The organism is Deefgea salmonis, assembly GCF_020531905.1.
Taxonomy (GTDB): Bacteria; Pseudomonadota; Gammaproteobacteria; order Burkholderiales; family Chitinibacteraceae; genus Deefgea; species Deefgea salmonis.
Genome location: NZ_JAJAWG010000013.1, coordinates 46,312 through 67,180, shown reverse-complemented (window position 1 = coordinate 67,180; position 20,869 = coordinate 46,312). Strand labels below are relative to the sequence as shown.

Sequence of the window (20,869 nt, the reverse complement as noted above, 5' to 3'; positions counted from 1 at the left end):
CAGCGCCGATGATAGTGCGGATTGCCCGTGTGAAAGTAGGTCATTGCCAGACTCCCCATACCAGAAAGCCCGATTCGAAAGAGTCGGGCTTTTTGCTGTCCGGCGGTTATGCTGTTGTCTATCGTGAATGGGCGCTGGAACTAAATTTTATATACTCATATATAGTATTGCGTTCTATATTACGAATATAAATGATTCTAGATGTATACCTATAGATTTTTAGATTCTGAGCCGATTGGCAAAATCAACTGGCGAGTTACCGCTTGCATGCCGGTACGTGCCGCCGCGATTCAAACGCGACTGGCACGGGCCAAGGTAGTGGGTTTGATCAAATAGCGTGAATAGCGAGGCTCAGCGCCGGCCTATAAAACAGTCTATTGGGCCGAACCACCGCGTTGATCAATGACTTGCCCTGCGTGTTTTTAACCTTGAATTTGCTGGATGAGTATGGCGGTTTTTTCTTGCATTAAAGCCAAATTACCACGGCTCTCAACATTCAGACGAATCACGGGCTCGGTATTAGAGCCGCGTAAATTAAAACGCCAATCGGCAAATTCCATACCAACGCCATCGGTTTCATCAATATGCACCGCCAGTGGTGCATACAAAGCACGAATTCGGGCAATCGTCGCTTTAACATCGGCCACCTGATAATTGATCTCGCCTGATGATGGGAACGCCGCAATTCGCTCGGCAACCAAACTAGAAAGCGGTTTTCCGGTTTGGCTCAATAATTGCGCCACCAACAACCAAGGAATCATTCCGCTATCGCAATAAGCAAAATCGCGGAAATAATGATGTGCGCTCATCTCGCCACCATAAATCGCATCTTCTTGGCGCATACGCTCTTTAATAAACGCATGACCTGTTTTGCTCTGAATCGCTACGCCACCTGCGGCGCTCACTTCATCGATCGTATTCCAAGTTAACCTTGGATCATGAATAATCTTTTGATTGTGGGTATCTTTTAGAAACGCTTTAGCCAAAAGACCTACAATGTAATACCCCTCGATAAACTCGCCAGTTTCATCAAACAAAAAGCAGCGATCAAAATCACCATCCCAAGCAATCCCCATATCGGCACTATGCTTAATTACCGCATTTTGCGTATCACTACGGTTCTCTGGGAGTAATGGGTTTGGGATGCCATTTGGAAAGCTTGAATCAGGCTGGTGATGTACCTTGATAAACTCAATCGGCACACCGAAATGATCAAACTGAGCCTCAAGCGCATCAATCACATGCCCTGCCGCGCCATTACCAGAGTTCACCACTAATTTGAGCGGGCGCAATTGTTTTAGATCGACATAAGTCAGCAAATGCTGCACATAGTCTGGCAAAATATTTAGCGTACTAAGTACACCACGTTGTAATACCGGCGTAAATGCATTGGCCTCGGCTAGCTGTTGAATCTCGCGCAAACCCGAATCGCCACTAATTGGTTGAGCACCACGGCGTACCAGCTTCATGCCATTAAAATCAAGCGGATTATGGCTCGCTGTTACCTCAATCCCACCATCAACATCTAAATGGAAAGCACTAAAGTAAATCTCTTCAGTGCCCGTCATGCCAATATCGATGACATCTGCGCCAGCATCCATGAGGCCATTGGCTAAGGCCAATTTAAGCTCAGCCGATGTAGCTCGTACATCGCCACCCACCACAACCCGTTTGGCCTGTAAAAACTGACCATAGGCACGGCCAATACGATAAGCAATCTCAGTATTGAGCTCTTCACCCAAGCGGCCACGAATATCATAAGCTTTAAAACAAGTTAAATTCGACATCTCATTACACCTCTGTGGCGGTTTGACGGCCATATTGGTCTTCAAAACGAACAATATCGTCCTCGCCTAAATAACAGCCGGATTGCACTTCAATAATCTCTAATGGGATTTTTCCCGGATTAGTCAAACGGTGCGTGGTACCCAATGGAATATAAGTCGATTGATTTTCCGACAGCAATAGCTCTTGCGAACCATTCACAATCAAAGCCGTGCCTTTAACCACAATCCAATGCTCAGCACGATGATGATGCATCTGCAAGCTCAACGAGCGGCCTGGGCTTACTAAAATACGTTTTACTTGAAAGCGCTGGCACTCATCCAAGCCCTCATACCAACCCCAAGGACGATACACTCGGCGATGCGTCACCGACTCGCTACGGCCAGAAGCATTTAAGCGCTCAACAATCTTCTTTACATCTTGAGCTTGATCTTGATGCGCCACCAAAATCGCATCTGCAGTTTCGATAATAATCAGGTCTTGCACTCCCACCGTAGCAACCATACGATGATCAGCGCGAATGTAGCAGTTGCGCGTATTTTCGGCGATAACATCACCAATTTGGCTATTTGAAAATGCATCTTTAGGGGTAATTTCGGCTAGCGCAGTCCACGAGCCAATATCATTCCAGCCTAAGCCTTCGGCCTCAATCACCGCCGCATGGGCCGTTTTTTCCATTACGGCATAATCAATAGAATCAGCTGGGCTGGCAGCAAAAGCAGCAGGATCAAGCCGCATAAAATCGGGGTCTTGCTGGCCATTGGCAATCGCCAATTCGGCCTGCTTTAAAATCGCTGGGCTAAATTGGCCTAATTCAGCCAGATAAGTCGATGCTTTAAATAAAAACATCCCACTATTCCAATAGTAATGACCATCATCAACAAATTCTTGTGCCCGCTTTAAATCTGGCTTTTCAACAAAACGATCCACTTCAAAACAAGCACCATCCGCTGCTAGCGCAGCACCACGGCGAATATAGCCATAACCAGTATGTGCACTCTCGGGCTTAATCCCAAAAGTGACCAATTTACCGTTGGCCGCAATCGCACTGGCTTGCTGAACTAATTGATGAAAAAGCGCTTGATTAGGAATCACATGATCAGAAGGCAAAACTAAAATTAAAGCCTCAGGATTAACCCGCTGCGCCAAAATAGCGGCCACCGCAACAGCAGGGGCCGTATTACGGCCGACCGGCTCTAATACAATATTGTGTGGTGTAACTGAAATTGAATTCATTTGCTCAGCAAGTAAAAATCGCTGATCGGTATTTGAAATAAAAATTGGCGCCAATGCGCCAGAAATTCCTTTTGAGCGTAATGCAGTTTGCTGCACCAGAGAGTGCTCATCAAGCAAAGATAAATATTGTTTTGGATAGCCACCGCGTGACATTGGCCAAAGACGGGAACCACTGCCGCCACAAAGTATGACAGGAATAAGGGTCATTATTTTATTCCATAAATTTAATGATAAGGCGTTTTGTTTGGTAGTGTAAGGTGTTGATTTAAATTAGAAAACTATCTTTATTGATGTATGTAAATTTGATGGCTTTTTAATTTATGACAACCTTTGTAAATAGTATTGTATAATAATTAGCAAAAATAAGGTGGCATATTATAAATACACGCATACAAGAAAATCATTATGAAGTGATTTAGAATAAATAAACAATAGCTAGCTTCTTGGCGGTTTAAAGCTGATGGTAATCAATATGCAGCATATAGCGATCGTGTAGTATGATTGATACGATTGAAGTTGATCTAAATTTGAATAGAATCTGAAAATGCTAAAAAGAAAAATAACTAAATTATATCCAGCAAAATTACTTGTTTCATCCCTCGCTGTATTGCTAAGCGCCTGCTCAAATATACCCACTTCGGGCCCCAGTACATCGGCAATCACCAGTCAAGCGAATGTAAATCCAGAAAGCAGAGGGATTCAAGTCGTTGATATTAATCAAAAAATCGCCAATGATTTATTATCTCAAAAACAAGATGCTGATTTTAGAAAACAATTTGGCACTGAAGCCTTAAAACAAAAACGTTTAGCAGCAGGTGATGCAATAGAGATTTCGGTATGGGAAGCGCCGCCGGCAATTTTATTCAGCGCAATCACCAGCAACTCGAATACATCAGGCAATAGCCGAATTGTGATTTTGCCCGAACAAACAATAGATACTAACGGCATTATCACCGTACCCTTTGCCGGTAAAATCAATGTTATTGGCAAGCCGCTGAATGAATTAGAGCAAGAAATTACCCAACGCCTAAAAGGCAAAGCCAACCAAGCGCAAGTGAATGTGAGGTTAACTCGCAATACCACTTCATACGCCACTGTAATTGGTGATGTAAATGGCAGTGTTCGAATGCCGCTCACACCACGCGGTGAATTACTGCTTGATGCACTGGCCGCTGCTGGTGGTACAAAACAAGCCATTAATAAAACCGTAGTGCAATTAACGCGCGGCGTTCAGGTGCAAAGCATGCCTTTGGAGCAAGTTATTCGCGATCCAAGGCAAAATATTACGCTGCAGCCGGGCGATGTGGTGACTGCATTATTCCAGCCATTTAGTTTTACTGTGCTCGGCGCAACCGGCAAAAATGACGAAATTAATTTTGAAGGTCAAGGCATTACGCTGGCGCAAGCATTAGGCCGAGTCGGTGGATTACAAGATTCACGCTCACATGCTGCTGGGGTGTTTATTTTCCGGTTTGAAAATCAAAATGCATTGGAATGGCAAACCAAGCCAACATACGCCACTGCCAATGGCAAAATTCCGGTGATTTATCGATTGGATCTCACCGATCCAGCCAGCTTTTTTGCCGCGCAAAGCTTCCCGATTGAAAGTAAAGATTTATTGTATGTGTCGAATTCGCCTGTTGCCGAACTACAAAAATTCTTGAATGTGGTTTTCTCAATCACCTATCCAGTAACAAATACAATAAATACGTTTAATTAAAAAAGGCAGAATGCCGTCCAATATTAACGGCTTTTTATATTTCCGTATCGTAGGTATCGAATAAGCGATAGCGCATTGCACCGGCAATAAATTGGTGCAATGCCCTGTGGTTTTGCACGCTACGAAAACCGCATTGGAATTGTCGTCATGGAAAGCTGGATACGATGGATTCTAATCAGTAGCCTGTAATCACTGAATGAGGCCATGGTTATGCATATAACAACGCAAAAATATCAGATAACAGCTGAGCAGCGAGCAAAAATAAAAAATCAAAAGCCTTTCGTTATTTGGTTTACCGGCATTTCGGGTGCAGGTAAATCAACATTGGCCGATTGGATTGATGAAAAATTGCATGCACAGGGCTATCACACGGTGGTTTTAGACGGTGATAATTTACGCCAAGGCCTAAATAGCGGCTTGAGCTTTAGCATGCAAGATCGACATGAAAATATTCGCCGCGCGGGGCAGGTTGCTAAATTAATGCACGAAGCGGGCTTGATTGTGATTTGTGCTTTTATTTCGCCATTTGCAGTCGATCGGCAACAAGTAAGAGCCTTATTTGGTGATAAATTTATAGAAATACACCTAGATATGAATCTTGAATCAGCTAAACGCAATGACCAGAAGGGGCTCTATGCATTAGCAGCGAGCGGAAAAATCAATAATTTAACTGGCGTTGGCTCGGATTATGAAGTGCCAGCTGATCCAGAGCTACGCATCAATACCGACGAAATGAGTATAGAGCAGAGTGGCCAGCAGGTATTTGATTTGGTTTTAAGCAAAATGAATAGATCGGTTACGTTGTTAGGTCAATAAATTAGATTAATGCTGTATTTAAATCGTTAAAATATTTTTAGCGATGTGGTATAGATATGTGGCATGGTCTGAGGTATCGGTGCCTTTATGTATAGATGTGTGTGAACGCTTAAATAGTTAAGCATAAATTCAATAATTTGGGATTAGATTTAATAATGCGATTAGAAAGTGAAGTAAAATATTCAGGTTCGTCGGTGTTTAAAAATATAAAGCACCGCTATGCAAAATCAAATAAATTATTTTTAATCACGGTGATTGTACCAACCATCGTGTCGATTATTTATTTTGGTTTTATCACTTCAGATGTCTATGTATCAGAATCTCGATTTGTAGTGCGTAGCCCGCAGCGCCAATCGGTTTCTGGCTTGGGTGCTTTGCTGCAGGGTGCTGGGTTTTCTAGAGCGCAGGATGATACCTATACCGTAAATGATTATATTGTATCGCGCGATGCATTAAAAAAATTAAATAATAATTTAAAAATATCAACTATGTATGCCAGCAACGAGATTGATTTATTTAGTCGATTTGCACCGTTTGGTATAGATAATGATTTTGAAACTTTGCATAAGTTTTTCCAAAAACATGTAGCACTTAATACCGATAGTAGCTCGGCGATTTCGGTATTAAAGGTGAGCGCATATAAAGCAGAAGACGCACAAAAAATCAATACCATGCTGCTGAATGTGAGTGAGGAATTAATCAATCAACTCAATGAGCGTGGTCGCAATGACATGATTCGCTTTGCGAGTAATGAAGTTGAGGCCGCAGAGAAAAAAGTAAAATCCGCAGCTTTAGCATTATCTAAATACCGCAATGATAAAGTAGTGTTTGATCCTGAGCGGCAGTCTGCCGCGCAATTGCAATTGATTTCTAAATTGCAAGACGAATTGATCTCTACCAAAACCATGTTGGCGCAGGTAAAAAATATTACCCCAGACAATCCGCAAATTACCACTATTGCGAATAAAGTAAATATTTTACAAAGTGAAATCGACCAACAAATGGCCAAAGTGGCTGGCAGTGGTAGCTCATTAAGTAATAAGTCGGCAGATTTTGAGCGCCTATCGCTCGATCGTATTTTTGCTGAAAAGCAATTAGCCGCAGCGTTAACATCGCTAGAGCAGGCGCGCAATGAAGCGCAAAGAAAGCAATTGTATTTAGAGCGTATTGTGCAGCCACACCAACCGGATGTAGCGGTAGAGCCTAAGCGCTTGCGTTCGATTATCACCACCATTATTTTGGGGCTAATCACCTGGGGCGTATTTAGTATTTTGATTGCCGGTGTGCGCGAGCATAAGGATTAAATGAGAAATGAGCATTTCATCTTCTTCATTTAAGCACTCATTAGTAATTCAATTAAGAGTAATTCATGCCTTGGTAATGCGTGAAGTGATTACTCGATATGGACGACATAATATTGGGTTTTTATGGCTTTTTTTAGAACCCATGCTGTTTACTATTGGGGTGACCACGCTCTGGACTTTGGTCGGTGCCACACATGGATCAAGTTTGCCAATTGCAGGCTTTGCAGTAACTGGATATTCCACAATTTTGTTATGGCGAAATTGTACAAGTCGATCAATTAAAGCAATTGAAGTCAATTTAAGCCTAATGTATCACCGTAATGTTCGGGTATTCGATGTATTTTCTGCAAGGTTGATTTTAGAAATTGTAGGTGCAACTTTTTCGATGATTACCTTGACGATTATATTTTCTGCCATTGGTTGGATGAAATTACCGGTTGATATATTAACTGTGATTACGGGTTGGCTATTATTGGCATGGTTTGCTTTTGCTTTAAGTCTGTGTGTAGGAGCGGTATCTGAGCGATCTGAATTGATTGAGCGAATATGGCATATTTTTACTTATTTGTTATTTCCACTGTCTGGTGCTGCATTTATGGTGGAGTGGTTACCTAAAGTTGCGCAAGAATACGTTTATTGGATACCGATGGTGCATGCAACCGAAATGATTAGGCATGGTTATTTTGGGGAAATAGTGAAAACACATGAAGACCCGATCTATTTATTAACGTTTAATATTGTACTGACCTTTATTGGGTTGGCTTTAGTAAAAGATATGGGAAAAAGAGTTGAGCCAGAATGATTGCGTTAAATCAAGTAACTAAAGTTTATACCACTCGGCAGGGGCCAAGAACGGTTTTAAATGATATTAATTTGCAAATTGCCAAAGGCCAGCGCGTTGGTATTTTGGGGCGTAATGGCGCAGGTAAATCAACGCTGATTCGGATGATGAGTGGTGCTGAATTACCCACCAGTGGTAGCGTATATCGGGGAATGAGTATTTCTTGGCCGCTGGCATTTGGTGGCGCTTTTCAGGGTAGTTTAAGCGGTATTGATAATTTGCGCTTTATTTGCCGGGTGTATGGCGTACCGATTGAACCGGCGATAGATTTTGTAGAGGATTTTTCTGAGCTAGGCAATTATTTACGTGAGCCAGTTAAAAAGTATTCATCAGGAATGCGCGCCCGTTTGGCGTTTGCCATCTCAATGGCGGTTGAGTTTGATTGCTTTTTGATTGATGAAATTGTAGCGGTAGGCGATAGCCGCTTTCATGAAAAATGCCATATTGAGCTATTTGAAAAAAGAAAAGATCGGGCAATGATTATTGTATCGCATAGCCCAGATTATATTCGTGAGCATTGTCAGCATGCAGCAGTCTTAGTGAATGGACATTTACAAAGCTTTGAGCAAGTGGATGAAGCTTTTGAGTTTTATCAATCCCAAGCTGCATGAGTGCCGTAGCAATACATTATTAAATAATCACGGTTTAGTTGTTATAGCTGTGGACTTGCTTAGTCAGTATTTAATTTATTGGAAATAAGGCTGGATAATTTTTTAGTGAAGTTGTTCATGCTGGATAAAAAATAAACATAAGTTGCAGGGGATAAGTGGGTTGAATTTTGACTTGCTTAGCGGCGAATGTTTTTAATAATAAATGTAATAGGGTGGTGTTTATGATTTTAGTCACAGGTGGCGCGGGGTTTATTGGCTCTAATTTTGTTAATGATTGGTTAGCGCAATCCAATGAAGCAGTTATAAATTTGGATAAATTAACCTATGCAGGGAATACGCAAAATTTAGCTGGGCTTGAAGACAACCCTAGCCATATTTTTGTGCATAGCGATATTGGCAATCGTGAGTTAATGGCGGCGCTGTTACTGCAATACCAGCCACGGGCGGTAATTAATTTTGCGGCTGAAAGCCATGTGGACCGCTCGATCCATGGGCCAGAAGATTTTATTGAAACCAATATCGTGGGTACGTTTCATTTATTAGAAGAAGTACGTGCGTATTGGAATAATCTGGCTGGCGAAGCAAAGCAGAACTTTCGCTTTTTGCATGTATCGACCGATGAAGTGTATGGCTCTTTGGGCAAAGCAGATCCTGCTTTTACTGAAACCCATCGCTATGAACCCAATAGCCCGTATTCCGCCAGTAAGGCTGCCAGTGATCATTTGGTACGCGCCTATCACCATACCTATGGTTTGCCAGTATTAACGACCAATTGCTCGAATAATTATGGCCCCTATCATTTCCCTGAAAAATTGATTCCGCTAATGATTGTGAATGCCTTAGCGGGTAAAGATTTACCGATTTATGGTGATGGCCAACAAATACGTGATTGGCTGTATGTAACAGACCACTGCAGTGCGATACGTCGCGTGCTGGAAGCTGGCCAATTGGGTGAAACCTACAATGTGGGCGGTTGGAATGAAAAGCCGAATTTAGACATTGTAACTGCAGTATGCGGTTTATTAGATGAGCTGCGCCCTCGCGCTGATGGCCAAAGCTATGCCCTACAAGTGGCTTATGTAACCGACCGCCCTGGGCATGATCGCCGCTATGCGATAGACGCCAGCAAAATTGAGCGCGAACTGGGCTGGAAACCGGCAGAAACCTTTGAAACCGGGATTCGCAAGACCGTGCAATGGTATTTAGATAACCCAGAATGGGTAAGCCAAGTACAAAGTGGCGCATACCGGGATTGGGTGCAGAGCCATTATGTAGGCGCAGCACAATGAAGCGCCCGCTAAAAATTCTATTACTCGGTAAGGGTGGCCAAGTGGGCTGGGAGCTGCAGCGTAGCTTGGCCCCCTTGGGTGAATTAATTGCACTGGATTTTGATAGCACGGAGCACTGCGGTGATTTTACGAATCTGCCAGGCCTAGCTGCCACAGTACGCAATGTGCAGCCCGATATCATTGTGAATGCCGCTGCACATACCGCTGTTGATAAGGCAGAGAGCGAGCCAGAGCTGGCCCGCACGATTAATGCTTTGGCTCCGGCGATATTGGCCGAAGAAGCGCAGCGGATTGGCGCATGGCTAGTGCATTACTCTACTGATTATGTGTTTGATGGCAGTGGCGATCAGCCATGGAAAGAATCAGATACACCGGCGCCATTAAGTGTGTATGGCCAAACCAAGCTAGAAGGTGAGCAGCTGATTGCAGCGCATTGCGCCAAGCATTTGATTTTGCGTACGAGTTGGGTTTATGCCGCGCGTGGCGGCAATTTTGCCAAGACCATGCTCAAGCTGGCTAAAGAGCGCGATAGCCTAACAGTGATTGATGATCAAATTGGCGCTCCAACAGGGGCAGAGCTACTGGCCGATGTAACTGCACATGCGATTCGCGGTGTATTACAGCAGCCAGAAAAAGCCGGCCTTTATCATTTAGTCGCCGGTGGTGAAGCTTCGTGGCATCGCTATGCCCAGTTTGTTTTTGAGCAAGCGCAGCAAGCTGGGCTAATGCTTAAAACCACAATGGCCGCGCCGGTGCCGACATCGGCATACCCGACCGCGGCAAAGCGCCCGCTTAATTCGCGGCTGGATACCAGCAAGCTACAAAGTGCATTTGCATTAAGCCTACCTAATTGGCAGCAGGGCGTAGCCCGTATGCTGACTGAAACAATTTAAAAAGAAGAAAAAAATGACGCAACGTAAAGGCATTATTTTGGCCGGCGGCTCTGGCACCCGTTTACATCCAGCTACGCTAGCGATTAGCAAACAATTATTACCGGTTTACGACAAGCCGATGATTTATTACCCATTGAGCACGCTAATGTTGGCGGGTATTCGGGAGGTATTGATTATTAGTACCCCACAAGATACGCCGCGCTTTAAGCAGTTACTCGGTGATGGTTCGCAATGGGGTATGGATCTGCAATATGCAGTACAGGCTAGCCCAGATGGCTTGGCGCAAGCCTTTATTATTGGCGAGCAGTTTGTGGGCGATGCCCCCAGCGCATTAGTGCTGGGCGATAATATTTTTCATGGCCATGACTTACAGCAATTAATGGCCGATGCCGATGCGCAAACCAGTGGCGCTACGGTATTTGCCTACCATGTGCGCGATCCAGAGCGCTATGGGGTGGTGGCATTTGATGCGCAAGGTAAGGCCAGCAGCTTAGAAGAAAAACCATTGCTGCCGCAAAGCAATTACGCGGTTACCGGCTTGTATTTTTATGACAATCAAGTGGTCGAGATTGCCAAATCAATTAAGCCTAGCCCGCGTGGTGAATTAGAAATCACGGCAGTCAATCAAGCATATCTAGAGCAGGGCAGCCTTAATGTGCAAATCATGCAGCGCGGTTATGCATGGCTGGACACCGGCACCCACGAAAGCTTGTTAGAAGCGAGCTCGTTTATTGCCACGCTAGAGCATCGCCAAGGGCTAAAAGTAGCCTGCCCAGAGGAAATATCTTGGCGTAAAAATTGGATTACATCTGAGCAGCTAGAAAAATTAGCCCAGCCATTAGCCAAGAATGGCTATGGCCAGTATTTGCAGCGCATCCTAAAAGAAAGTAACTAATTTTGGGCTTCTGATTAAATTAACTCCGTCATCCCCGAATGTATTTATCGGGGATCCACTGCCTATGCTGGATTCCCGCCTGCGCGGGAATGACGATATTAATTAAATAAGAGTATCTTTAGATAAGCCTAGAATTTATTAGGAATGAGTTCAATAACGCGGCCTATTGATGAGCAAGGTATTTACTAGTTGTATTAAATTAGTTGAATGCTGTATTTAAAAAATTGTGAATAAATAAAATGAAAGCAACCCCACTCGCAATATCCGATGTAATCCTCTTTGAACCAAAAGTATTTGGCGATGAAAGAGGATTTTTTTATGAAAGCTTTAATCATAAAGTTTTTGAAGCCGCCGTTGGTAAAAAAATAGAATTTGTACAAGATAATCACTCACGCTCTGCAAAAAATGTATTGCGTGGTTTGCATTACCAAACTCAACAACCGCAAGGCAAATTGGTGCGAGTAGTGCAGGGCGAGGTATTTGATGTCGCCGTGGATATCCGTAAAAACTCACCCACCTTTGGGCAATGGGTAGGCGAAGTATTATCCGCAGAAAATAAAAAGCAGCTATGGATACCAGAAGGCTTTGCGCATGGCTTTGTAACGCTATCGGAAACGGCTGAATTTTTATACAAAACTACTGATTATTGGGCCCCCACATTTGAGCGCTGTATTCGTTGGGATGACCCAGAAATAAAAATTGATTGGACAATTAAAGTTAAGCCACTTGTCTCGGCTAAAGATTCAGTGGGTCATTGTTTGCTAGATGCTGAGATCTTTGCATGAAAAGCAAAGGAAAACGCTTAATTATAGTATTAGGTATGCATCGCAGTGGTACAAGTGCAATTACACGTGCGCTAAATATACTTGGTGTTGAACTTGGCGATCGTTTATTGGCACCAATGGAGGGCGTAAATTCGAAAGGTTTTTTTGAAGATATAGATATTAACGAGTTAAACATTGAAATATTAAAAGTATTAGGACGTGATTGGGATAGTTTGTCCTTAATTGATCTTCATGAAATGAATCGTTTGGATGATTTAGGATATATTGTACGAGCAGAAAATTTGTTATGTCAAAAAACAATTAATGCTGAAGTGTTTGGTTTTAAAGATCCTCGAGTTGCAGTGCTATTACGTTTTTGGAATGAAGCCTTTGAGAGATGTGGTTTAGATGTTAGTTATATTATAGCAATTAGGAATCCACTAAGTGTTGCTCAGTCATTAGCAAAGCGTGATGGATTTAGTTTTGAAAAAAGCTATTTATTATGGCTTGTACATGTAATTAATAGTTTAGAGTATACGCAAAAAAAACCAAGTTTAATTATTGATTATGATTATTTTTTGAGTGAATCAAAATCAAATATTGATAAAATTGCCGATTTTTTTGGCTTGCAAGTTAATAAACATGAATTGCGTGAGTATCAGCAAGATTTTATTGAAGAAGGCTTAAGGCATAATAAAAATTCAGTTGATGATTTGATGGCCGATGAGCAATGCCCACCTGTTGTACAAGATCTATATCTTGAGTTGTTAAATGTGGCTCGTACATCAAACGAAATAGATATACCTATTTTTAATCAAAATTTAATTTTTTGGATGCATGAATTTGATAAGCTAAAAGTTAATTTCCGTTTGCTAGATCAATATTTAGGTCGGATTAATTCACTAAAAAAAATAACTTTGGAGCAAGATGATAAATTATATGAATTGATTAAAGAATTAGTAGATAGAGATCCAGCTGCATTTAAGAGTGCATTTGATTATGATGCCTATCTTAGGATTAATACTGATGTTGCAACTGCTGGGGTTGATGCATATCAACACTTTGTTAATTCTGGTGTCGTTGAAAAGCGTGCTCCAGCAAAAGATTTATATTTATTTATTAAAGATGGTTTGTCAAATCATTTACAAGAACTTAATTTAAAATTAATTGATTCCAATCGGAATTTAGATGAGCAACTCAATAAATTAATTGAAGTAGAAGCTGCATGTTCACTAACTGTGCTTGAGACTCAAGAGGCATACCATCAATTTGAAAATAAGTTACAGCAAGAGCTGGTAGAACAGATTAAAAGCCAACACTCTCAAATAGATAAAAATTGCCAACAGATAGATAGTTTTCTACTGAGGTTGGCAGAACGTGAAAAAGAATTTGCAGAACAAGTAGTAGCTATACAACAAGTACATGAACAGCAAAATAATGAGCAGAGCATTAGATATTCAAATAGTGAAGAAAATATTGCACGGCAATTAGAACAATTGCAACAGGAAATTGAAAGCAGTTTAGTTAAATCGGCTGAGCAGGAAAAAATATTTCATGAAAAAATAATTGAACAGCAAAAAATATATGAAAATCAAAAAAAAGAATTAATTATTAAGCACGAAAACAAAGAGCAAATGGTTTCACGGCAATGGGAAAATTCGCAGCTTCAAATCCAGAATTATCTACGTGAGATGTTAGAGCAGGAAAGAGTTTTTTCAGTTAAATTAAATGAATTACAACAAAAAAATGAATTTCAAATTGAAGGATTAAATAATACATACGCACTGAATGTGCAAAATTTGCAAGATCTATTGGAGCAAGCACGAGAGCAAATTAAGGTCCTTACACATGAGCAGTCTGAGAAAGAGAGATTGCATGCAGAAACCCTACGGTGCTTATCTGCAGATTTTGAAAAACAAAAAAATGACTATATTTTTGCATCAAATGAACGTGAGAAAGTGTCTGTAGCTGAATTATTAAGTGCTCATAGCCAAATAGAAGCTCAAATGATTGATCAAGTAAATCGTGAGCAGATTTATTCTAAAAAAATGCAAGAGATTCAAAAAAAACATGAGGAAGATATAGTAAAACAAAGTGAAGCACATACATTACGAGAACAAGAGCTTGTTGCTCAATTAGAACAAGCTAATAAAATGAAAGAGCAACAATTGCTGATGTTGATAGAGAAAGAAAATATTAACATTGAACGTATAAAATCGCTAAGCCTTACTATTGATACCAAAAATAGTGAATTGAATAGTATCTACTCTAGCTATTATTGGCGCTGGACCTATATTTTTCGAAAAGTAGCATTTTTTTAAAAGTAATTTTAAATAAATAATTATTTAGTCCATAGGCATGCTTTGGATTTAAATAAGAATAATCATTTGAATGTTACATAAGAATTTGGCGGATTAAATTAACATGGGAATTCATGGTATGTCATTAAAAGAAATTGATAAGTCAATATCATCTTTAGATGATCTTTTGTTGCTCCAAGATGAGTATTTCATATTTCACGCATATAAAATTTTATTGGGAAGAATACCTGATCCTGGTGGCGCAAATTATTATTTATCTAGAATACAGTCAGGAGTCGGAAAACTTGAGATTCTTGGTCAGTTACGTTGTAGTAAAGAAGGGCAGGTACACTCTGAGAAATTGATAGGGCTTGATGCTGCAATTAGTCGAATTCGCCGACAGCGTTGGCCTGTAATCGGGCGACTTTTCAAAGATAATATAAAAGAAAATGATATTGAGATTAAATTAATTGATAGCAAACTCAGAATTTTAGATGAGAAATTAGAAAAGCATAATTTGCTTTTAAATAGTGCCTTGCACGAAATAAAGACTGAGATTAGTAAATTGTCTTCAGTGAGTTTTGAAAATACTAAGGTTTTTAATTCCACTATAGAAGATGACAACGCTAAAGAAGAATTGAATAAAGACATCATGATGCTTGATATAAATGAGGAATTGATCTCAGATGAATCTGAATATGATGTACTACAAAAAAGTGGATTATTTGATGTAAATTACTATTTGAGTACATATACAGATGTTGCTCAAGAAAATGTTAATGCGCTTAGTCATTATTTATCGGACGGTTGGCAGGAGGGAAGGAACCCTTCTGCCGATTTTGATACAAAATATTATTTATTAACAAATCACGATGTTGCTGAAAGTGGAAGTAACCCATTACTACATTATATAAAATATGGCCGTGATGAAGGTCGGATGCCATCTGAAATTAGTGCTACATTAAGTGTACGAAGCGTATTGCCACTATTTTCTCAAGAAAAGAACATAAATAAATTTCAGTTAGATTACCCAATTGATATCGTTATCCCTGTATACAATGGCTATGATTATCTTGATGCATTATTTAGCAGCATCATAAAAAATAGTAGCATGCGATATCGTTTGATTGTCATCAATGATTCAAGCCCTGACCAACGAGTAGCTGAATTCATTGAAGGATTTTTAGTCAAAAATCCATTGATTGATTTTGTACTTATAACTAATGAAGTCAATCTTGGTTTTGTTAAAAGTGTCAATAAAGCTGTGGGTTATGTAAAAAATCATTTTGTATTACTTAATACTGATACTGAGGTTCCTTCACAATGGTTGGAGAGACTTATGTATCCAATATTTACGATGGACAATATTGCAAGTACAACACCTTTTACAAATGCAGGAACAATTTGTAGCTTTCCTAGATATTTGGAAGATAACAGTATTTTTGAAGGACTTGATGTTGAAGAACTCGACTCTTACTTTAAAAGTATTAATGTGAACAATTCTATGATTGAAATTCCGACTGGTGTTGGTTTTTGTATGGGAGTGAATAAATATTTAGTCGATGAAATTGGTATGTTTGATGAGGTTTTTGGAAAAGGCTACGGTGAAGAGAATGATTGGTGTCAGAGAGCTGTAGCACATGGGTATAAGAATTTGCATATTCCAAACTTATTTGTTTTTCATAAGCACGGTGGTTCATTTGATAGTGAAACAAAGAAGAAGTTGATTGAAAATAATTACAAAATACTAACAAAAAAGCATTCCGACTATGAAAAACAAGTTCAGTTGACGATACAAGAGAATAAGCTTGAATTAGTCCGGAAGTTGCTTGAGTTAAGGGTAGTCAGTAACACAAGAAGCTCGTATCTAATTATTGATCATAATTTAGGTGGAGGAGCCAATCACTATGCTGATGAAAAAAAGGCTGAATATCTTCAAGCTGGATATCTTATTTGCACAGTAAAGTTCGATTTTTCTCAAACTAAGCAATATTTGATCGAATTTAATTATGATGATGTTGTTGTAATCTTTAAAGCAGAGGAGGTCGAAGATCTTTATAAATTTATTTCTGCATTTAATTTTCATAATGTTTTTATAAATTCATTTGTATCTTTTGAAAATATTCCTCATCATTTAGATGAAATTATTTCGTTAAAGGTACGTTTAGGTACAGCTACAAAACTAGTCGTTCCAATACATGATTTTTTTCCAGTTTGCAGTAATTACACACTACTTGATGAAACTGGAACTTTTTGTGACGTACCTACTGATTTAGATAAGTGTGTAAATTGCCTTAAAAAAAATACGGGTGAGTTTAAAATTTTTGAGGCGCCAACAGATATATATAATTGGCGGGCTAATTGGGGTAAATTATTAAATATAGCAGATGAAATTCTTTGTTTTTCAGAATCGTCGAAAGAAATTTTGCTCAAGGCATACCCTGAGCAATATGAAAAAGTAATCGTTACTCCGCATGATATTTCTGGGAGACACCCAGTTATTTTTGTGCCAAGAAAAAATCCAAGTGAGTTGAGAATTGGTGTTTTGGGTGGAATTAATGAAGCAAAGGGCGCAAATATTATACTCAAGCTGGTTAATTATTTTGATGAGAGTGATATTCCTGCAAAATTAATTTTAATTGGTGAGATTTCTATCCCGATTATGTCTTCGTCATTTGAGAAGACTGGGCGGTATAATAAAAATGAGCTAGAAAAAATTGTTCTAGATAAAGAAATTGATGTATTTTTGATTCCCTCAATTTGGCCTGAAACGTATTCATATACGACTGATGAGATCATGCAAATGGGGTACCCGCTGATTGTTTTTAACTATGGGGCACCAGCGGAAAGGGTTTGCCAGTATGAGCTTGGGGAGGTTGTAGGCATCAATCAACTGAACAAAACAATTGATGATTTTGCAAAGAGAATTGGCATTATAACCAATAAAAGACTTTAAAGTATTGAGCGTCAAATTTAGAAAAAATTTAATTAAAGGTTATGTAATGTCAATCATCTTGAGTCAGAATTTAATAAATACGCTTAAAAAACTAGGCGTTACAACACATCATCAGCCTAATATCAGTTTGCCAGATGATGTTGTTTTTGAAGCCCCATGTAGTTTTAAGTGGATGGATATTCACTATTCTTTGTATATGGGAGCATTTAGTTATGCTGTAAGTGGATTTTATTTTGCTTGCAAGATTGGACGTTATTGTTCATTTGGTGAAAATGTTCAGATAGGAAGACATTCCCATCCATTGCATTATGTAAGTACATCTCCATTTTTTTATCAAAAATATGAAGATATCATGGACAATGATCTGCCTTTCAATATAGGGTTAAATTTTGATCATGATTTTAACCGAAGCTCACCTCCTGTTGTTGCGCAGAAAACAGTGATTGGAAATGATGTCTGGATTGGTCATGGTGCGTTTATTCTGCCTGGTGTAACTATTGGTGATGGGGCTGTTGTTGCTGCAATGGCTGTTGTTACAAAAGATGTTCCTCCATATGCTGTTGTTGCAGGTTCACCTGCAAGATTCATTAAGTATAAGGTTGATGAACGTTATATAGAGCCGTTACTTAAATTAAAGTGGTGGGAGTATGCTCCATGGCAACTGAAAGGAGCGTGTATTGATAATGTCCCTGAGTTTATTAAATTCGTTGAAGAATTAAGAATATCAACAAAGATATACGCGCCAGAAGAAATAAATTTATTTGAATTAAATGAATTTATAGTTTAGCAATTGATTTTGGTTTTCTTGTGTGAATAAGGTTAAATTAAATATTTCTTTTGATGAGTTTTTCGTTATGAACGATTTTTTAACAAGAGTGGTGAATAATAAGTATTCTTTTTTTCTATATTCATTTATAGATTGTATTTAAAGGGCTGAAGTAAGTGAATTTTATTATTAAGTACTTCAGCCAATTCAATTTTAATTGGAAGGCTGATTCTCTGACATCTAGTCATGTGCCGCTGAAGGATCAAATTTTAGGAGGTGAAAATAATTACTGTTGCGCTGTTTTTTCTATGAAAAATAGTATTTCTTCAAGTTGGTATATGCTTGAAATGAAAGTAAAGGCCGATGTAAAACGTATTAACTGTCAAATTTTATTAAATAATACAAAAAGTGACGAAGTATCGCTTTCATTGATGCTGCCTCTTGTGTCTGAAAGGCTGCATAAACGTCTTGTATATTTTGATAATAGTGGAGTGTTAAGTTTTAATTTTCTCATATCTAGTGATAACTTTGATTTGCAGTACTTTCGTTTAGTAAAAGTGAGTAAACGCTTCGCAAAATCAAGAATGCTTAAAAAGCTGAATTCGCTTCATCCCCGGTATATATGGAATTTGAGTAAACCTCAAACTAGGCGATTGGATAAGCATGACTCATTTAGTAATGTAGCTGCTCTCTGGAGTGATTATTGCTCTCTTTTTGAACCGGATAATAAGAATAAAGTAGTCACATATATGAATTGGATTGATTCATTTGACTCTCTCTCTGAGATACATCAGCTTGCAATGAAAATGCAATTAGCTGAGTTAAAAAATCAGCCACTGATTTCTATTGTGATGCCGGTGTATAACCCAAATCCAACTTGGTTAGTGCAGGCGATAGAATCAGTTCGTGCGCAAATTTACCCCAATTGGCAGCTTTGTATTGCAGATGATGCTTCGCCTGATCCGGCAATTCGTCCGCTTTTAGCGCGTTTTGCACAGCTTGATTCGCGGATTAAGCTGGTGTTTCGCTCGCAAAATGGGCATATCTCTGCGGCATCTAATAGTGCTTTGGCATTAGCCAGCGGTGAGTGGGTGGCCTTGCTGGATCATGATGATTTATTACCTGCTCACGCATTATTTTGGGTGGTGGATGCGATTAATCAGCAGCCAGATTGCCAGCTTATTTATTCGGATGAAGATAAGGTGGATGAGGAAGGGCGGCGCTCGGATGCGTATTTTAAATGCGATTGGAATCCGGATTTATTTTATTCACAAAATATGTTTTCGCATCTGGGGGTGTATCGCACTGCCTTGATGCGGGCTGTGGGTGGGTTTCGTGTTGGGCTGGAGGGATCGCAAGATTATGATTTAGCTTTGCGCTGTATTGAGCAGATTGATGCAAAGCAGATTTATCATATTCCTCGGGTTCTTTACCATTGGCGAGTGCATGCCGATAGTACGGCTCATTCTTCAGAGGCCAAGCCTTACGCCGCTATTGCGGGTGAGCGTGCGCTGAATGCGCATTTTCAGCGTTTGGGTGTCAATGCTAGCGCTGAATCGATGGGCTATGGCTATCGGGTACGTTATGGTTTGCCAGAAGTTTTACCTTTGGTTAGCCTGATTATTCCTACCCGCAATGGCTTAAAGCTACTTAGGCAATGTATTGATTCGATTTTGAATAAAACCACGTATAGCAATTACGAAATTTTGATCGTCGATAATGGCTCTGATGATAAAGCCACATTGCACTATTTGCGTGAATTGGCGGATATGCCATGCGTGCGAGTAATACGAGATGATCGGCCATTTAATTATTCGGCATTGAATAATGCGGCGGTTAAACAGGCGAATGGCGAAATTATCGGGCTCATTAATAATGATATCGAGGTGATTAATGCTGATTGGTTGGCAGAGATGGTTAGCCATGCATTGCGGCCAGAGATTGGTGCGGTAGGGGCTAGGCTTTGGTATGCCGACGATACGATTCAGCATGCTGGCGTGATTTTGGGGGTGGATGGTATTGCCGGGCATGTGCATCGATTTTTGCCCAAAAATCATGTTGGATATTGTGGGCGTGCCAGTTTGATTCAGTCTTTTTCGGCGGTGACTGCGGCGTGTTTGGTGGTTCGCAAATCATTGTATGAATTAGTGGATGGCCTTAATGAGACTGAATTACAAGTGGCTTGTAATGACGTTGATTTTTGCTTGCGGCTGCGCGAGGCGGGCTTGCGTAATCTTTGGACACCTTATGCCGAGCTTTATCACCATGAATCTGCTAGCCGTGGATTTGACGATACCCCAGAAAAAATAGCTCGGGCGCATAAAGAAATTGCCTATATGCAGCAACGCTGGGGCACTGCTTTAGTGACCGATCCTGCGTATAGCCCAAATTTAAGTTTGGATTCTGAGGGCTTTAATTTGGCTTGGCCACCGAGATTGGATGATCAGCATCTTTAAGTCATTAAAAAATCGGTTGATTTTCGTAAAATAGAGCCAGCTCGCAACGGGGCTTCTTTTTTTGCCCGATGTTATAAGCTTCAATCTGTTTTTAGTTGGCATTTAAGTGGTAAGAGAAACACTTTTGATTCTTCGTAGAATTGGCTCAGTTAGCGAAGCATTGCATTCGCTGGCAAGCCAGCTCCTACCTGTTCCAATCCGTTATTCGTGACCACTTAATTTATTTTTTGAGATTCA

17 protein-coding genes are annotated in these 20,869 nt (G+C 40.1%); 15 read left to right on the top strand and 2 right to left on the bottom strand.

What is annotated here, in order from left to right:
* Both LG219_RS14060 and LG219_RS15470 read left to right on the top strand, forming a co-directional pair.
* Positions 1 to 191: hypothetical protein (locus LG219_RS14060; RefSeq protein WP_226765085.1), on the top strand; the 191-nt coding region annotated here is incomplete at its 5' end.
* Positions 192 to 201: 10 nt separating this feature from the next.
* Positions 202 to 336: a hypothetical protein gene (locus LG219_RS15470; protein WP_284691698.1), complete on the top strand. Its 135-nt coding sequence runs from the start codon at positions 202 to 204 to the stop codon at positions 334 to 336.
* A gap of 86 nt (positions 337 to 422) precedes the next feature.
* Here LG219_RS15470 and LG219_RS14055 read toward each other — a convergent pair whose 3' ends face one another.
* Positions 423 to 1,787 (bottom strand): phosphohexomutase domain-containing protein, encoded by a 1,365-nt coding sequence (locus tag LG219_RS14055; protein ID WP_226765084.1) that lies wholly within the window; start codon positions 1,785 to 1,787, stop codon positions 423 to 425.
* 4 nt (positions 1,788 to 1,791) lie between these two features.
* Positions 1,792 to 3,228: a mannose-1-phosphate guanylyltransferase/mannose-6-phosphate isomerase gene (locus LG219_RS14050; RefSeq protein ID WP_226765083.1), complete on the bottom strand. Its 1,437-nt coding sequence runs from the start codon at positions 3,226 to 3,228 to the stop codon at positions 1,792 to 1,794.
* A 337-nt stretch (positions 3,229 to 3,565) separates the two neighbouring features.
* Between LG219_RS14050 and LG219_RS14045 the strand changes: the two genes are divergently transcribed.
* The 13 genes from LG219_RS14045 (at position 3,566) to LG219_RS13985 (ending at position 20,632) form a co-directional block, all read left to right on the top strand.
* Complete coding sequence (locus LG219_RS14045) at positions 3,566 to 4,741, top strand: polysaccharide biosynthesis/export family protein (RefSeq protein ID WP_226765082.1); 1,176 nt, start codon at positions 3,566 to 3,568, stop codon at positions 4,739 to 4,741.
* Between the two features lie 210 nt (positions 4,742 to 4,951).
* Positions 4,952 to 5,557, top strand: a complete 606-nt coding sequence (gene cysC / locus LG219_RS14040) for an adenylyl-sulfate kinase (protein ID WP_226765081.1) — start codon at positions 4,952 to 4,954, stop codon at positions 5,555 to 5,557.
* A gap of 155 nt (positions 5,558 to 5,712) precedes the next feature.
* Positions 5,713 to 6,861: a KpsE/RkpR family capsule polysaccharide export protein gene (locus LG219_RS14035; RefSeq protein ID WP_226765080.1), complete on the top strand. Its 1,149-nt coding sequence runs from the start codon at positions 5,713 to 5,715 to the stop codon at positions 6,859 to 6,861.
* Positions 6,862 to 6,868: 7 nt separating this feature from the next.
* Positions 6,869 to 7,663, top strand: a complete 795-nt coding sequence (locus LG219_RS14030) for an ABC transporter permease (RefSeq protein ID WP_226765079.1) — start codon at positions 6,869 to 6,871, stop codon at positions 7,661 to 7,663.
* Positions 7,660 to 8,313 (top strand): ABC transporter ATP-binding protein, encoded by a 654-nt coding sequence (locus LG219_RS14025; protein WP_226765078.1) that lies wholly within the window; start codon positions 7,660 to 7,662, stop codon positions 8,311 to 8,313. Before LG219_RS14030 ends, LG219_RS14025 begins: the two co-directional genes overlap by 4 nt.
* A gap of 221 nt (positions 8,314 to 8,534) precedes the next feature.
* Positions 8,535 to 9,602 (top strand): dTDP-glucose 4,6-dehydratase, encoded by a 1,068-nt coding sequence (gene rfbB, locus LG219_RS14020; RefSeq protein WP_226765077.1) that lies wholly within the window; start codon positions 8,535 to 8,537, stop codon positions 9,600 to 9,602.
* Complete coding sequence (gene rfbD / locus LG219_RS14015; RefSeq protein ID WP_250647329.1) at positions 9,599 to 10,495, top strand: dTDP-4-dehydrorhamnose reductase; 897 nt, start codon at positions 9,599 to 9,601, stop codon at positions 10,493 to 10,495. The genes rfbB and rfbD overlap by 4 nt, the downstream gene beginning before the upstream one ends.
* Positions 10,496 to 10,508: 13 nt before the next feature.
* Entirely contained in the window at positions 10,509 to 11,390 is an 882-nt protein-coding gene (rfbA, locus tag LG219_RS14010; RefSeq protein ID WP_226765075.1) for a glucose-1-phosphate thymidylyltransferase RfbA, read from the top strand.
* Positions 11,391 to 11,629: 239 nt separating this feature from the next.
* Positions 11,630 to 12,175: a dTDP-4-dehydrorhamnose 3,5-epimerase gene (gene rfbC / locus LG219_RS14005; RefSeq protein WP_226765074.1), complete on the top strand. Its 546-nt coding sequence runs from the start codon at positions 11,630 to 11,632 to the stop codon at positions 12,173 to 12,175.
* Complete coding sequence (locus tag LG219_RS14000) at positions 12,172 to 14,475, top strand: hypothetical protein (RefSeq protein ID WP_226765073.1); 2,304 nt, start codon at positions 12,172 to 12,174, stop codon at positions 14,473 to 14,475. Before rfbC ends, LG219_RS14000 begins: the two co-directional genes overlap by 4 nt.
* 118 nt (positions 14,476 to 14,593) lie before the next feature.
* Complete coding sequence (locus LG219_RS13995) at positions 14,594 to 17,410, top strand: glycosyltransferase (protein WP_226765072.1); 2,817 nt, start codon at positions 14,594 to 14,596, stop codon at positions 17,408 to 17,410.
* 46 nt (positions 17,411 to 17,456) lie between these two features.
* Positions 17,457 to 18,197, top strand: coding sequence for a CatB-related O-acetyltransferase (locus tag LG219_RS15465; protein WP_284691697.1), 741 nt, complete (start codon positions 17,457 to 17,459; stop codon positions 18,195 to 18,197).
* Positions 18,198 to 18,976: 779 nt separating this feature from the next.
* Entirely contained in the window at positions 18,977 to 20,632 is a 1,656-nt protein-coding gene (locus tag LG219_RS13985; protein ID WP_226765071.1) for a glycosyltransferase family 2 protein, read from the top strand.
* Positions 20,633 to 20,869 lie beyond the last annotated feature (237 nt).

Excerpts from the sequence above, each read along its gene's own strand:
- rfbB (WP_226765077.1), top strand. The coding sequence starts at position 8,535 with ATGATTTTAGTCACAGGTGGCGCGGGGTTTATTGGCTCTAATTTTGTT.
- LG219_RS14030 (WP_226765079.1), top strand. The coding sequence starts at position 6,869 with ATGAGCATTTCATCTTCTTCATTTAAGCACTCATTAGTAATTCAATTA.
- LG219_RS13995 (WP_226765072.1), top strand. The coding sequence starts at position 14,594 with ATGTCATTAAAAGAAATTGATAAGTCAATATCATCTTTAGATGATCTT.
- LG219_RS14035 (WP_226765080.1), top strand. The coding sequence starts at position 5,713 with ATGCGATTAGAAAGTGAAGTAAAATATTCAGGTTCGTCGGTGTTTAAA.
- LG219_RS14055 (WP_226765084.1), bottom strand. The coding sequence starts at position 1,787 with ATGTCGAATTTAACTTGTTTTAAAGCTTATGATATTCGTGGCCGCTTG.
- LG219_RS14045 (WP_226765082.1), top strand. The coding sequence starts at position 3,566 with ATGCTAAAAAGAAAAATAACTAAATTATATCCAGCAAAATTACTTGTT.
- LG219_RS15465 (WP_284691697.1), top strand. The coding sequence starts at position 17,457 with ATGTCAATCATCTTGAGTCAGAATTTAATAAATACGCTTAAAAAACTA.
- rfbC (WP_226765074.1), top strand. The coding sequence starts at position 11,630 with ATGAAAGCAACCCCACTCGCAATATCCGATGTAATCCTCTTTGAACCA.
- rfbD (WP_250647329.1), top strand. The coding sequence starts at position 9,599 with ATGAAGCGCCCGCTAAAAATTCTATTACTCGGTAAGGGTGGCCAAGTG.
- LG219_RS14000 (WP_226765073.1), top strand. The coding sequence starts at position 12,172 with ATGAAAAGCAAAGGAAAACGCTTAATTATAGTATTAGGTATGCATCGC.
- rfbA (WP_226765075.1), top strand. The coding sequence starts at position 10,509 with ATGACGCAACGTAAAGGCATTATTTTGGCCGGCGGCTCTGGCACCCGT.
- LG219_RS14025 (WP_226765078.1), top strand. The coding sequence starts at position 7,660 with ATGATTGCGTTAAATCAAGTAACTAAAGTTTATACCACTCGGCAGGGG.
- LG219_RS14050 (WP_226765083.1), bottom strand. The coding sequence starts at position 3,228 with ATGACCCTTATTCCTGTCATACTTTGTGGCGGCAGTGGTTCCCGTCTT.
- LG219_RS13985 (WP_226765071.1), top strand. The coding sequence starts at position 18,977 with ATGAAAATGCAATTAGCTGAGTTAAAAAATCAGCCACTGATTTCTATT.
- cysC (WP_226765081.1), top strand. The coding sequence starts at position 4,952 with ATGCATATAACAACGCAAAAATATCAGATAACAGCTGAGCAGCGAGCA.
- LG219_RS15470 (WP_284691698.1), top strand. The coding sequence starts at position 202 with ATGTATACCTATAGATTTTTAGATTCTGAGCCGATTGGCAAAATCAAC.